Raw genomic sequence first — 13,150 nt, forward strand, 5'->3', positions numbered from 1 at the left:
TCAAGTCAGACTCTCGCCGCCTACGTATGTACGAAAAATTCCCCAAAAAGTTTCACCTTTCGCTGCCAATCCCATTGTTTCTATGGCACCGGCTTGCAGCGCAGCGAGTATATAAGTATTGACACTCTACACGCCTAAAGACGCGGGATTCTTGGATCGTTTGCTTATTGCTTTATTCAGCTCGGGATGATCCAACAGCCAATTGGTAAATTGGGTGTTGATCTCAGTCATCTGCTCGTATATCTCCTGTTTCGATTTGGTTGGCTTGTGAAGCTCCATCCAATTTTAAGGTGATCGCAGGCATCTTTTTACCTCCTGATGTTTATGATAGCATTAGGCTCGCTTTCATTCCGCCCCTAAAGGAGTGGGCTTTCTCGCTCGCGGGTCTGTAATCACGTAGGAAAGGAGGAGCCATCGAATGTTTTATTTCCCGCACCCGTCGGCATGGGCAAGGCAGTATCCGCCAATCGACCCTTCTATCTTCTCCCAATCGGCCGTCACCGCCCAGACACTCATGAACGATGTTGGAGTCATTTTAAAAAGGCTGGCCGAATCGCGTCCATTTGCCGCCTCGGTCATGTCCGCCGCCCAAGAAGGGAAAACCGAAGAAGTGAACCGCCTCATTCGTTCACTCGGCATCCGCTCGCAAACCGAAGTGTATTTCAATCCCGACGGCATCCGTCTGACGCTATCGCCCCCTCCTGGAGCTCCTCGATGTTGCCAGCTCGTCATCGGCTTGCGTTGGAATGTGTTTCCGCCTTTGCGCCGATAGCCTTCGCCATCGCGGCGGCAAGCGAAATAGGAGGAAATGGTTGGCGAGCCGTCGCTTTTCGCCTTCATCACTTTGGCCGCCGTTGGACGATGAGCGGCCACACTCGATGCGACAACACCGCTTCCACCCGGGCGCTGGAAGCGGGCTGTCGTTGGCGTCTTGCCGCTCCAAAAGCCTTTTTCACACAAAAACAGTTCTTGCTGATGACGTCGTGAACAAAAAAAGACGGCGATCGTCCCATCCCCGTCCAATGTCTTGGCGAACTCGCCGGCCTCTTCCGTTTCCATTGCACATCCAATTGCGTGCGTCGATAGAAGATATCACCGAAAATGATCGTGACAACGAAATCAACATCATCAGCTTAACCGCCTTGTAGTCTAAAAAGCGCAGCATTTGTTCTTCAAACATGTAAACGAAAGAGGTCCGATCCATCCGTGCTCCTTCACGCATTGTCGTTTTCATCAAACGGCTGCCGCTTGCCGATTTCCGCCGGGGTGCGCAAATCGTAGCCATCGTCATTTTTGCTTGTATGAATGATGTCTTCGTTTGCCCCCATTTTGCTCGCCCATCTTATCTCCTCATCAGGCATAAACCGCTCCATCGCAATCCCTCCTTTCGTTTTCCTTGCTCTCATCGCCCTTGATCCGTTTATGTCTCTCCTTCTCGCAACATGGCAGCTTGAGGACAGCGCTTTTGTTTAGCATGCCCCGCGGCGAATCACATCATCCGTCGAAAAAAGAGGATTGACAGTCAACCGTTTGTTCGATATGATTTTGTTAACTTAAAAACAAAAGGAGGTTTACATATGGACGGACAACAGACTTCCCTTCGCCCGCTCGATATGACGCTCGCCGCCATGTTCGTCGCCTTGATGGCAATCGGTGCAAACATCACGTCATGGGTGCCGTTTCTTGTTGTCGGCGGCGTGCCGATCACGTTGCAAACGTTCTTTTGCGTGCTTGCCGGTGCCGTATTAGGGCGGCGGCTCGGTGCGGTCGCAATGACTGTGTATATGCTCGTCGGCCTTGCGGGCGTACCGGTGTTCGCCGGCCTCAACGGCGGATTATCGATGATGTTCAAACCGACATTTGGCTTTATTCTTTCATTTATCGCCTCCGCTTATGCGACCGGTTGGATCATCAATCGCGGCCCGCAGCCGGCGTCAACCGCCCGCTTTATCACCGCAGCGCTCATCGGCATGGTGATCAACTATGTCATCGGCACGAACTGGATGTATATGGCGTATCAATTATGGGCCGAAGCACCGGAAGGGTTGTCGTATCAAATGGTGTGGGGGTGGATGCTCGCTCCGCTGCCGAAAGATATTGTGTTATCAGTCGTCGCCGGTTTGATCGCCCCACGTCTTTGTCGGGCGATTGGCCGATCCGTTTCCGCAAGCCGGCCCGCCGCATAAAAAAACGCGCCTGTTTATAGCAGGCGCATCTCTCGTTAGAAAAACAAATTGAACACTTGGTATAGAAAAGCAGCAATTAACGCCGAAATCGGCAATGTGATGATCCATGTGAGCACAATCCGGCGGGCGACGCCCCATTTGACTCCTTTCACCCGCTGAGCGGCACCAACCCCCATAATCGCCGAGGAAATGACGTGCGTCGTACTAACCGGCAGATGGAACGTGGTTGCTGAAAAAATGATGAGTGCGGATGATAAGTCGGCTGCTGCCCCGTTAATCGGGCGGATTTTCATGATCTTTCCGCCGACCGTTTTAATGATTTTCCATCCACCGACGGCTGTCCCAAGCCCCATCGCTGTAGCAGCGGAAATGCGCACCCACTCAGGGATGTCGGTCGTCGCGTGATATCCGCCGGCGATCAATGCCATCGTAATGATCCCCATCGCTTTTTGGGCGTCGTTCGTCCCATGCGTATACGCCTGCAATGAGGCGGTTACGATTTGAAACAGCCGAAAACCTCTCGTCGTGCTGTATAAGTTCGCGTTTTTAAAGATAATGCGAAAAATCGTCATAACGACAAAGCCGACTGCTAACGCCAAGAACGGCGAAAAGATGAGCGATTGTAAAATTTTCAAAAATCCGCTGTAGTTTAAAATCCCAAACCCAGCCGCGGAAATCGCCGCTCCGGCAATCGAACCGATCAGCGCGTGCGAGGAGCTGCTCGGAATGCCGTAATACCAAGTAATCAAGTTCCAAGCGATCGCTGACGTGAGGGCGGCTAAAATAATGACCGGTCCGTTTTCTAAGGCAAATGGATCGACGATGTCTTTCGTAATCGTTTTGGCCACGCCCGTAAATGTCAAGGCACCAATGAAGTTCATCGTAGCAGCTAAAAAGATCGCGCGGCGCGGCGTGAGCGCTCTTGTCGATACAGAAGTGGCGATGGCGTTGGCTGTGTCATGGAAGCCGTTAATAAAGTCAAACGCCAGCGCAAAAACGACAATTAATACCGTCAAGACAAGGATCATATCCATGAAAACAACGTCCCCTTTTATGCGTTGCGCATGATGATCGTTTCAAGCGTATTGGCGACATCTTCACAGCTATCGGCAATCTCTTCAAGCATTTCATAAAGCTCTTTATATTGGATGAGCTTAATCGGATCTTTTTGCGTCACAAACAAGTTTTTGATCGAAGCGCGCAAAATTTCGTCACATTTTGTTTCATAGTCTTTAATCTTAATGGCGTGTTGACGCATATCGAGCAATTTTTTATGCGAAAGCAGCTCTAAGGCATGCACAATTTCGATCGTGCTTTGATAAATGTAGTCGAAAAACTTCACCATATGTTCGTCAATATCCGTAAACGAGAACATTTCGAACCGAGCCGAACATTGCTCAAAGCCATCAAGTACATCGTCCATTTTCATTGCTAATTGGTGGATGTCTTCCCGCTCAATCGGCGTAATAAACGTTTTGTTTAAATGAACGACGAGTTCATGGATGTATGAATCGCCTTTCCGTTCATACTCCTTCATGACGCGGGCGAATTCTTTCAAGTCGCTCACACTTTGAATTTTATACTCAACAAAATATTGAGCCGCTTCCTTTACATTTTCGGAGATCGTGAACAACATGTCGAAGAAAACGTCCTTTTTTGGCGAAAAAATCATACCGGACACCCTCCATTGTTGGAATCAAAAAAAAATCACCGCTACCTATTTTAACAATTTCAACTTCATTTACAATAAGCAAATAAGAAACTTTACACGAAATTTACATTCCCTTTACGTTTTGTTCGCCTCTTTGTACTATGTAGCGTGCCAAAAGAAAGCTGGAGCTATGCAACTTCGCTCCAGCTCTTCAACCGCTTATTCAAATCGTTCGACAAACGCCGTCAGCGTTCGCACCATTACACCCGTCGCCCCGGCTGGGCCGAGATCACCGTCTTTCTTCGTGGTCGCCGTGCCGGCAATATCTAAATGCACCCACGGTGTGTCTTCAGCAAATTCGCCGATGAACGCCCCGCCCATAATCGCGTGCCCTTCACGTCCTGGAGAATTGTTTAAATCAGCAATTTTGCTGCTTCGCACCCGCTCGCGGTCTTTTTCCGTAATCGGCAGCCGCCAAATGAATTCCCCGGTCTCCATGGATGCTTCCAGCAGCTGTTCAAACAGCGCTTCGTTGTTCGTCATCGCACCGGTTTTATCCGTGCCAAGCGCAACGATCACTCCGCCGGTCAACGTAGCAACATCAATCAAATAACGAGCGCCATGCTGTTTCGCGTAGGTGATCGCATCGGCCAAAATGAGCCGTCCTTCAGCATCCGTGTTTCTCACTTCAATCGTTTTTCCGGAAAGCGATGTAATGACGTCATCCGGCTTAAACGCCTCAGCACTAATCATGTTGTCGGTTGCCGGAATGACGGCGAGCACGTTTTGCTCCGGACGGAGTTCGCCGATCGCTTCCATGGCACCGAGCACCGCGGCGGCGCCGCCCATATCTGTTTTCATGTCGATCATGCTGTCGCGCGGCTTCAGGCAATATCCTCCCGTATCAAATGTCACCCCTTTGCCGACGAGGCCGATCACGTTCTCCCATTGCTCTTTTCCTTGGTATTTTAGAACGATCAGCTTGGGCGGCTGCTTTGACCCTTGATTGACCGCCAATAGCGCGCCCATACCGAGCCGCTCCATCTCTTCTTTTTCCAAAATTTCATAGTCAAAATCGTACCGTTTCGCCAACTCCACGGCATAATCAGCCAAATCGGATGCCGTCAGCAAATTGCCCGGCGTATTGACGAGCGTGCGCGCTGAGTTGGTCGCCTTCCCGTACACGGAGCCGACAAATAAGCTTGCCTCGATTTCTGCCGCATCGGCCGCCGTATATACGGTGAGCGATTCAAGCGCATAGTCTGGTTCCGACTTTTTCTGCTTATAGCCTGGGAACTCATATGTCGCCAAATAGTACGCCTCAGCTAACGCATGCGCCGCCTCGTTCGGATCGACCGTTTCTGTCGTAAATGTGTCAAGAGCGATCGCGGCCTCGGTCCGTTTCGCCTGCTTCCATGTGCGAAACAGCTTGCCGAACACTTCACGAAGCCGTTCAAACGTCAGTTCTTCTTTTTTGCCAAAACCAACAAAATACAGCCGCTTGACTCCGGTCGGCAACATCGTATGAATGGTGGCAATGCGCCCCCGTTTGGCGGAAATGTCGCCTTCTTTCCGCAGGTTGGACAACTGTCCACCGAGACGGGAATCGTACTCGCCGGCAAGCCCAGACCACGAATCTTTCCCCTCAAACAATCCAATAGCCAACGCCTCGTGCACCACTTCTGCCGATGACCATGGTTTTACCGTAAACATTCTTTCATCCCTTTCATGGTGATTCATTCCATTTCTCATTATAGCGAAACATGGCGATTATTTCGATTGTCTAATGGATTTTCCCTCTTTTCTTTTACTAGAAAAACGGAAGGGAAAATGATGAGACAAGGCGAATGAGTAAAAAAACGATGGATGAAGAAAGGACTAGCGCCCATGAGAATCGTTTCTCTTTGCCCGAGCAATACGGAAATGCTCGCCTACCTTGGCCGGCTCGATGATGTCATCGCCGTTGACCAGTCTTCCGACTGGCCGCCCGCAGTAAAGCAGCTGCCAACCGTCGGGCCGGATTTGCGCATCGATATGGATGAAGTCGAGGCGCTCAAACCGGATCTCGTCGTCGCCTCCTTAAGCGTGCCTGGGATGGAGCGCAACGTCGAGGAACTCGCGCGCCGCCGCCTTCCCCATCTCGTGCTGGCACCCCATTCGCTTGACGACATTGCCTCTGATCTCCTTCGATTGGGGGAAGCGCTCGGTGAAAAACAAAAAGCGGCTGAACTGGCTCGCCGCTACCATGAATGTCTGAACGAGTACCGCGAACGGGCAGCCGCTGTCACCGAACCGGCCCGCCTGTATTGGGAATGGTGGCCGCGCCCATTGTTTACCCCAGGCGGTGCCAACTGGCTGAGCGAGCTCAGCGAACTCGCCGGCGGACGCAATATTTTCGCCGACTGTGCCAAAGCGAGCGTCCAGACGGAATGGGACGAAGTCGTCGCCCGCAACCCGTCGCACATTTTGCTTGTGTGGGTCGGCGTGCAAACAAAAAAAATGAACGCAAATGCCGTGACCAAGCGCCCAAACGCAGAACAAACCGAGGCGGTCCGCACCGGACGCATCCATCTGCTCGAGGAGGCGCTTTATTGCCGGCCGTCGCCACGCCTGCTTGTCGGATTAAAAAAATTAGCGCCGCTGTTGCATCCGGCGCTGTTCCCTCCCGCTGACGACAGCGACCCGCTCTTCGATCGCTGACGGGCGGGAGCCCCTCTATTAACTTTTCGACTCTAAGTATTGCTGGCGGAACACTTGCATCGTTTCATCCTCATTCAGCCGCGTCAACTCTTCCTCGGACAACGTGCCGTTTCCTTTTTGCACAATGTAAACTTTCACTTTCTTTTTTCCCCAATATTTATATACATCTTCGACCGTTTCATAGTATAAGTCAATGCGGTGGCCTTTGATCGCCCCGCCTTTATCGGCTACAACACCGAAGCCATAACCAGGGATAAACAAAATCGTGCCAATCGGAAAAATGCTTAAATCCGCCGCAATCGTTGAATAAAGGTCACGTTTCACACGCACTCCCGAGTACGTAATGCCGTACTCAGGATGATCAGGGGTTTTCCCGGTCGATTCGACGCCGGCCGTATAGCCGGTGGCTATGACTTCAACCGACGGATATTTCGACCAGTCAAACTGTTCCTCAAGCCGCGGGGCGGATCCGTTGTTGCTTTTGGCGCTTCCTTTCACTCCCCGATCCGGTTCATGATCTGCTGGTGAACCAATAAGCAAGGGACGGAGAACTGTGTTTGCTTCAACCCCGGAAATGGATTGAAATGTAGAGAGCAACGCCATGATGAACAACAGCGTCATCGCGATTCGGCGTGCCATTTGCCTAAAACAATCCAATGTCCTCAACTCCTCCCACATCTCTATTTATCTCCATCCAAAATCGAAATATTCATTGCAAGAAACACAAAAAACGAAAAACTGTTTTTTCAGAAACATCCGTTTCCGATTTTTGTTTCTCTCCTCGCATCATAAAGGCTTTATTCACCGAAACATTCGCCTATCCATTGAGCACGAAAACGGCCATGGGCGCATACGTTAAGCAAAAATAAAAACGCCCCCGCTTGCGCGGAGGCGCTTTAAAACATTTGATATCCTTTTGCCCTTAACGTCCGAATCGCCCACCCAGCACAAAGAGCGCCGGCAAAGCCGCTAGACAAAATCAACAAATCGGCGGCTGCCAATGAAGTGATTTTCCGGCCGAGTGCTGCGAACGAATCAGACGGTGCGGTCAAATAACGAGTCCAAGGCACATCGTCAATAATGAAGATCGCGACGATCGGAAAACAAACGGCCATAATCCATGTCATGCGCAGCAACATATTTAACAAAAACCCAATGCCAAAAAATAAGACGAAAAATAAAAGCATAGAAATCAGCACAACCGGCAAACTCATTTGCATCCGCCCTCAAACCTCCCTTACACTCTTTTTCAGTGTACTGGATGGGCGGATGACAGTCAATGTCAATGCTTGTCGTCTTCTTCTGGCTCACTTCCTGTTCCTTGGCAACCGTAGCACGTCTCCGAGCCGCCTAGTAAGAGCTGGACGTACCCGTGTCCCTCACAATACGGGCAAGCGTTAATCGTAACCGTTCTTCTCATTGATGTCCCCTCCACTTCTTTTCTGTTAATATATCAAAATTTTCTGTAAAAACAAACAACGATTCTCCCTTATTTTTGTTCATGTAAGCGAATACATCTGCATCTTACTTTTGTTTTCTTGATTATTCTTTATATTTTGATGATTTAAAATAAAGGCGGTATTTCGTGTACCCGAATGGATCACCTGGGTTTAAGCCATCATGGGGGGAAAGAGAGGCCAACGGTTCCAACGCCAACAAATAGCGAATCAGCCCTGATGTCGCTGGATCGTTGCTAAGCGCCTCTTTACTTAAAAACGCTGCTGCATGCAGCTCATCTTTCTGCACGGTAATGTCTTTCGAGCGCGGACGAAGAAGAAAAATGGCCATATTGTCACTGATTTCTTCATTGATGACACCGGTGCGCAAGCCGAGAAAGGCGACCGGTTCGGCGTCGATCCCTGTTTCTTCCTTCACTTCCCGGACAGCTGCTTCATCAAGCATTTCCCCCGGCTGGACAAACCCGGCCGGCAGCGACCATTTTCCTTTCAGTCCGCTATATTTTTTCTTAACGACAAGCCACTCCCCTGCTTCATTGATGACGAGCCCGGCTGCCGCAATCCATACGTTTCCGCGTTTGTTGTTCATTGTCCTCATCCTTTTTCCATATCGTTTGACACGATTTGTATTTCGACAAAGAAGCGGCCGTTCCCTGTTTTTTGCCATAACAAAAAAGCTTCCGCCATCGCGGAAGCTTTCGTGACCGATTAGAAAAATTTAAATTTCCCTTTTTTCATGACAAGCGACGAACCGCCGATTAAATACAAGGCGCGGTTGTCAATCACTTTTTTCATGAAGCTAGCCTTCGTTCCCCACAATTTTTTGCCGAATACAACACCGATCGCATCATCATGGCCAAGCGAGCAGACCGTCCCTTTAATATCGGGTTTGAACGACTCGAGTTCCCCTTGACCGCGGATGAGCACGGCCAAGTTTTTCGCACACAGCTGGCCTTCTTGCATTGCGATTTGAGCCGTTGGCGGATACGGACGGTTCGTTTCTTCATTAATGATGAGCGCACAGTCACCAACGACGAAAATGTCTTCATAACCAGGAGCGCGCAAGAACGGGTCGACTTTAATGCGCGAGCGCATCGTTTCAAACCCGGATTGTTCAAGAACGCTGCTGCCGCGGACGCCAGCGGCCCAAACGACGGTACCCGCTTTAATTTCCTCGACTTCGTCACCTTTGGCGACAATGATTCCATCCGGTGTGCACTCTTTAATCGCCGTGCCGATTTTAAATTCGACCCCTTTGCGTTCAAGCTGGCTGACCGCGTATTCAACAAGCTCCGGATCAAAGCCTGGCAACGCCGTCGGCGCCGCTTCAACGCAAATGATGCGCACTTTGTTCGGATCAATGTCATACTCGCGGCACAACTCCGGAATCCGGTTGACGAGTTCGCCTAAAAACTCGATGCCGGTGAACCCTGCCCCGCCGACAACGATCGTCAGCCGCTCGTCTTTCTTTTCCTCTTCCACATTGTACGTCGCAAATTGATACTCAATATGTTCGCGAATTTGCCGCGCTGCATTGACATTGGCGATCGAAAATGCGTATTCTTTCAATCCTTTAATGCCGAACGTTTCCGATTCAAACCCAAGGGCGATGACAAGGTAATCGTACTCCAATTCGCCATTTTCGAGCAGCACTTTCTTTTCATTCGGAGCGATTTTTGTGACAGTGTCTTTAATAAATTTTACTTTGTTTCGGTCGATGACATCAGCGATCGGATAGCGGACGCGGTCATGGTGCAACGTCCCAGCCGATGCTTCATGAAGCCAAGTTGTCTCATAATGATAGTCATGCTTGTTCACTAACGTAATATTCGCCTCGTTCACCCCGATAAGCTTTTGCAGGCGAACCGTAGTCATGAGTCCGCCATAACCGGCCCCTAAAATGACGACATTTGGTTTTCTCACCTGAATCACTTCCACCCTTTTTAATTTTTTTCCACGCGTTTCTTATAGCTTTTGCTGCTATCCCCGTTTTTATTGAACGAAGTTTGTGAAAATATTCACGTTATTCTACAAAAAAATGTCGATAGACTGTCACAAAAAATTAACAATCTCTCCACAACAATATTAGTTCTTTTTGCTCCTCTTTTCAAGCCTTTTTTTCGACTGCATCAACAAAAAAATTGAACGTTATAACCGCCTACATTTATGGTAAGATAAACTTGTAGTGCCATTATTTTATGCAGGGAGGAATGTCGGTGAGAGAAGATCGGAACGTGTATGATGTAACGGTGATCGGCGGCGGGCCGACTGGGATGTTTGCTGCGTTTTACGGCGGCTTACGCCAAATGAACGTGAAGATCATCGAAAGCCTTCCTCAGTTAGGTGGGCAACTGGCCGCTTTATATCCGGAAAAATACATATACGACATCGCTGGATTCCCAAAAGTGCGCGCCCAAGAACTCGTTGATCAACTGAAAGAACAGCTAAGCAGATTTTCGCCCACCATTTGCTTGAACCAGTCAGTGGAAATGCTGGAAAAACAAGAAGACGGAACGTTCAAACTCACAACAGACAAAGAGATCCACTATTCGAAAACCGTCATTATCACCGCTGGAAACGGAGCTTTTCAGCCGCGTCGGCTCGAGATTGATAGCGCTTCCCAATATGAAGGGAAAAACTTGCATTATTTTATTAGCGACTTACAACAGTTTGCTGGGAAGCGTGTGCTCGTCTGCGGCGGGGGTGACTCGGCAGTCGACTGGTCGCTCATGCTCGAACCGATCGCTGCAAGCGTCACGATCGTTCATCGCCGCGATAAATTCCGCGCCCATGAACACAGCGTCGAGCAGCTGATGAATTCGCGCGTACAAGTGAAAACACCGTACGTGCCCGCTGAATTAATCGGCGATGAACAAGGCATCCGCCAAGTCGTCCTCGAACATGTGAAAGAAGGAGCGAAAGAAACGATCGATGTTGACGCCGTTATTGTCAACTACGGTTTTATTTCCTCGCTCGGTCCGATCAAAAACTGGGGGCTTGACATCGAAAAAAATTCGATCAAAGTCAACTCGCGGATGGAGACGAACATCCCGGGCGTATATGCAGCCGGCGACATTTGCACATATGACGGAAAAATTAAACTGATCGCCTGCGGCTTCGGCGAAGCACCGATCGCCATCAGCAGCGCCAAAACGTATATCGACCCGACGGCACGGATGCAGCCGGCACACTCGTCGTCCCTTTTTTAAGCAAAGAGCGTCCCGAATGGGACGCTTTTTCGTTCATGCACGTTCGCCTTCGTTGGCGGCCGCCTCTTGTTCGCCGTCCTTTCTAGCCACAAGAGCGGGCAACTTCTCTGTCTCCTTGTTTACGGCCTTTTCCTTCCATGCCATTTGGAGCTCTCCCATAGACCGCTTTCGCCAACTGAGTGAATCGGCTTGCTTCCGACAGACGAAATCAATAATGGTGAGAAACCGGTTTGTCGCCTCGATATTGTCAACCGTTTAACATTGCTCCGGCGTGCCGGCGTTTGTGGCCGTGCGGAATGACGAGCCGCAGCCGCATGTTGCAATGGCGTTCGGGTTATTGATCGTAAACCCGCCGCCAAGGAGCGACTGTTTGTAGTCAATGACCGTGCCGCGCAAAATGGGGGCGCTGTCGCGGTCGATCAAAATTTTAATCCCGTGCTGTTCCAATTCGATGTCATCATCGTTCCGCTCGTGCGCAAACCCCATGCCGTACGACAGCCCGCTGCAGCCACCGCCATGGACGCCGACGCGCAAATAGGCGTTTTCCTCTTCCTGCTCTTTCATCATGTCTTTAATTTGAAACGCTGCCGCTTCCGTCAGCGTAATGATCGCTTCGGTCATACCGATCCCTCCTTACTTATAGTATATCGTTTTGTCTTTCGGATGCTCAACCGTTCTGCCCGCCTCGGTAATAATACACACCGGTGCACACCGTTTCGGCTGGGCCGGTCATGCGCACTTTTCCGTCGTGTCCCCAGGTGATCGTCAAATCCCCGCCAGCTAAGTGAACGACCGTTTCCACCCCACGCGCCGTTTTGCCGTTTAACACAGAAGCAACAACCGCCGCACATGCCCCGGTGCCGCACGCCTGCGTGACGCCTGAGCCGCGCTCCCAAACGCGAAAGTGAAGCTCTCGCTCACTGACTACTTCGACAAATTCGACGTTCACCCCTTCTGGAAAACGGGCATCCTTTTCGACGACTGGGCCGAGTGTAGTCACTGGTGCCTTTTCAATATCATCCACATAAAAAATGACGTGCGGGTTGCCCATCGATACAGCCGTAATTTCATACTCACGACCGTCAATCGCAAACGACTCGGCAACGACTTGCTCCGCTTCCGGTCCGGTCATTGGAATGGCGCTCCGCCGAAGGCGCGGCTCGCCCATATCGATCGTCACGCTCGTCACCTCGCCGTTTTCCACGGTCACTTCAGCCTCGACGAGCCCGGAAAGCGTTTCGATTAAAAACGAGCGGTCACGGACGATGCCATGCTCGTAGGCGTATTTCGCCACACAGCGCAAGCCGTTGCCACAGTTCTTTCCTTCCGAGCCATCGCTGTTAAAAATGCGCATTTTCACTGGCGCTTGCTCCGATGGGCAAATGAGAATGAGGCCATCGGAACCGATGCCGGTGTGGACATCGGCCACAGAGCGGGCGATCGCCGGCAGGTCTTCTTCCGGAAGCGTTTCACGGAACAGATCGACGTATATATAACTATTCCCCAACCCATGCATTTTCGTAAACGAAAACGAGTACACGGTATGCCCCTCCTCATGATTTTCACTTTCTTATGTATAACAATACCGCCCCTTGGACAAAATGGGAATATCCCCCGTTTTTTCATATACATTGAAGAGGATGCCACCTTGTGGGCATCCTCCTTTTTACGTTAAAACATCGGGTTTTCCTCAAGATGCCGATAAATATTTTCCACAAGCTGCTCTGGCGTCTCACCGCTGACAAACTCGCCGTTCACGAGCGCAAACAACGTATCGGCGCAACGCGTGCAATAGCTTAAGCAGCTGTATTCGATAATATCCAAATTCGGATCTTTTTCGAGTATTTCCATCGCTTTCTGCGATCCGCTTGCTAAGTTGCTGATGCAAAACTCGATGATTGGTAAGATCATGGGTGTGTTCACCTTCCTGATTCCCATCGTAGCGGT

General features: G+C 50.3%; 16 protein-coding genes and 1 pseudogene. 3 read left to right on the forward strand and 14 right to left on the reverse strand.

What is annotated here, in order from left to right; translation table 11 throughout:
- Nucleotides 1-159: 159 nt before the first annotated feature.
- From IC804_RS18505 to IC804_RS06900, 3 genes and pseudogenes are all read right to left on the reverse strand, one after another.
- Nucleotides 160-279, reverse strand: a pseudogene (locus IC804_RS18505) (RNA-guided endonuclease TnpB family protein); the annotation flags it as partial.
- A 144-nt stretch (nt 280-423) separates the two neighbouring features.
- A complete protein-coding gene (locus IC804_RS06895) occupies nt 424-1,059 on the reverse strand; it encodes a hypothetical protein (RefSeq protein WP_190300671.1) in 636 nt (211 codons plus the stop codon).
- 155 nt (nt 1,060-1,214) lie between these two features.
- Nucleotides 1,215-1,373 carry a hypothetical protein gene (locus IC804_RS06900; protein WP_008881813.1) on the reverse strand — a complete coding sequence of 53 codons (159 nt, stop codon included), beginning with the start codon at nt 1,371-1,373 and terminating at the stop codon, nt 1,215-1,217.
- Nucleotides 1,374-1,577: 204 nt separating this feature from the next.
- Between IC804_RS06900 and IC804_RS06905 the strand changes: the two genes are divergently transcribed.
- Nucleotides 1,578-2,186, forward strand: a complete 609-nt coding sequence (locus tag IC804_RS06905) for a biotin transporter BioY (protein ID WP_008881814.1) — start codon at nt 1,578-1,580, stop codon at nt 2,184-2,186.
- Nucleotides 2,187-2,221: 35 nt separating this feature from the next.
- On the opposite strand, the gene IC804_RS06910 is transcribed toward IC804_RS06905, so the two are convergent.
- From IC804_RS06910 to IC804_RS06920, 3 genes are all read right to left on the reverse strand, one after another.
- Complete coding sequence (locus tag IC804_RS06910) at nt 2,222-3,220, reverse strand: inorganic phosphate transporter (RefSeq protein ID WP_008881815.1); 999 nt, start codon at nt 3,218-3,220, stop codon at nt 2,222-2,224.
- Nucleotides 3,221-3,237: 17 nt separating this feature from the next.
- The gene (locus IC804_RS06915) at nt 3,238-3,858 is read right to left on the reverse strand and encodes a DUF47 domain-containing protein (RefSeq protein WP_008881816.1); all 621 of its coding nucleotides are present in this window, start codon (nt 3,856-3,858) and stop codon (nt 3,238-3,240) included.
- Between the two features lie 198 nt (nt 3,859-4,056).
- Nucleotides 4,057-5,550, reverse strand: coding sequence for a leucyl aminopeptidase (locus tag IC804_RS06920; RefSeq protein ID WP_029761683.1), 1,494 nt, complete (start codon nt 5,548-5,550; stop codon nt 4,057-4,059).
- A 174-nt stretch (nt 5,551-5,724) separates the two neighbouring features.
- On the opposite strand from IC804_RS06920, the gene IC804_RS06925 reads away from it, so the two are divergent.
- Nucleotides 5,725-6,537 (forward strand): cobalamin-binding protein, encoded by an 813-nt coding sequence (locus IC804_RS06925; RefSeq protein ID WP_081157348.1) that lies wholly within the window; start codon nt 5,725-5,727, stop codon nt 6,535-6,537.
- Between the two features lie 18 nt (nt 6,538-6,555).
- Here the strand turns inward: IC804_RS06925 and IC804_RS06930 are convergent, their stop codons facing one another.
- The 5 genes from IC804_RS06930 to IC804_RS06950 all read right to left on the reverse strand — a co-directional run bounded on the left by IC804_RS06930 (nt 6,556) and on the right by IC804_RS06950 (nt 9,926).
- Entirely contained in the window at nt 6,556-7,215 is a 660-nt protein-coding gene (locus IC804_RS06930) for a 3D domain-containing protein (protein ID WP_008881819.1), read from the reverse strand.
- A 218-nt stretch (nt 7,216-7,433) separates the two neighbouring features.
- Entirely contained in the window at nt 7,434-7,757 is a 324-nt protein-coding gene (locus IC804_RS06935; RefSeq protein WP_008881820.1) for a YuiB family protein, read from the reverse strand.
- 62 nt (nt 7,758-7,819) lie between these two features.
- A complete protein-coding gene (locus IC804_RS06940) occupies nt 7,820-7,957 on the reverse strand; it encodes a YuiA family protein (RefSeq protein WP_008881821.1) in 138 nt (45 codons plus the stop codon).
- Between the two features lie 122 nt (nt 7,958-8,079).
- Nucleotides 8,080-8,583 (reverse strand): NUDIX domain-containing protein, encoded by a 504-nt coding sequence (locus IC804_RS06945; RefSeq protein WP_011888115.1) that lies wholly within the window; start codon nt 8,581-8,583, stop codon nt 8,080-8,082.
- A gap of 119 nt (nt 8,584-8,702) precedes the next feature.
- The gene (locus IC804_RS06950; RefSeq protein ID WP_008881823.1) at nt 8,703-9,926 is read right to left on the reverse strand and encodes an NAD(P)/FAD-dependent oxidoreductase; all 1,224 of its coding nucleotides are present in this window, start codon (nt 9,924-9,926) and stop codon (nt 8,703-8,705) included.
- A gap of 278 nt (nt 9,927-10,204) precedes the next feature.
- On the opposite strand from IC804_RS06950, the gene IC804_RS06955 reads away from it, so the two are divergent.
- Nucleotides 10,205-11,203 carry an NAD(P)/FAD-dependent oxidoreductase gene (locus tag IC804_RS06955; RefSeq protein ID WP_011888117.1) on the forward strand — a complete coding sequence of 333 codons (999 nt, stop codon included), beginning with the start codon at nt 10,205-10,207 and terminating at the stop codon, nt 11,201-11,203.
- A 255-nt stretch (nt 11,204-11,458) separates the two neighbouring features.
- Here IC804_RS06955 and erpA read toward each other — a convergent pair whose 3' ends face one another.
- The 3 genes from erpA to IC804_RS06970 all read right to left on the reverse strand — a co-directional run bounded on the left by erpA (nt 11,459) and on the right by IC804_RS06970 (nt 13,114).
- Nucleotides 11,459-11,824: an iron-sulfur cluster insertion protein ErpA gene (erpA, locus tag IC804_RS06960; protein ID WP_008881826.1), complete on the reverse strand. Its 366-nt coding sequence runs from the start codon at nt 11,822-11,824 to the stop codon at nt 11,459-11,461.
- Between the two features lie 46 nt (nt 11,825-11,870).
- Entirely contained in the window at nt 11,871-12,743 is an 873-nt protein-coding gene (gene dapF / locus IC804_RS06965) for a diaminopimelate epimerase (protein WP_078172654.1), read from the reverse strand.
- Nucleotides 12,744-12,874: 131 nt separating this feature from the next.
- Nucleotides 12,875-13,114: a YuzB family protein gene (locus tag IC804_RS06970; RefSeq protein ID WP_008881828.1), complete on the reverse strand. Its 240-nt coding sequence runs from the start codon at nt 13,112-13,114 to the stop codon at nt 12,875-12,877.
- Nucleotides 13,115-13,150: the final 36 nt, after the last annotated feature.

Source organism: Geobacillus sp. 47C-IIb (assembly GCF_014679705.1).
GTDB lineage: Bacteria > Bacillota > Bacilli > Bacillales > Anoxybacillaceae > Geobacillus > Geobacillus thermodenitrificans.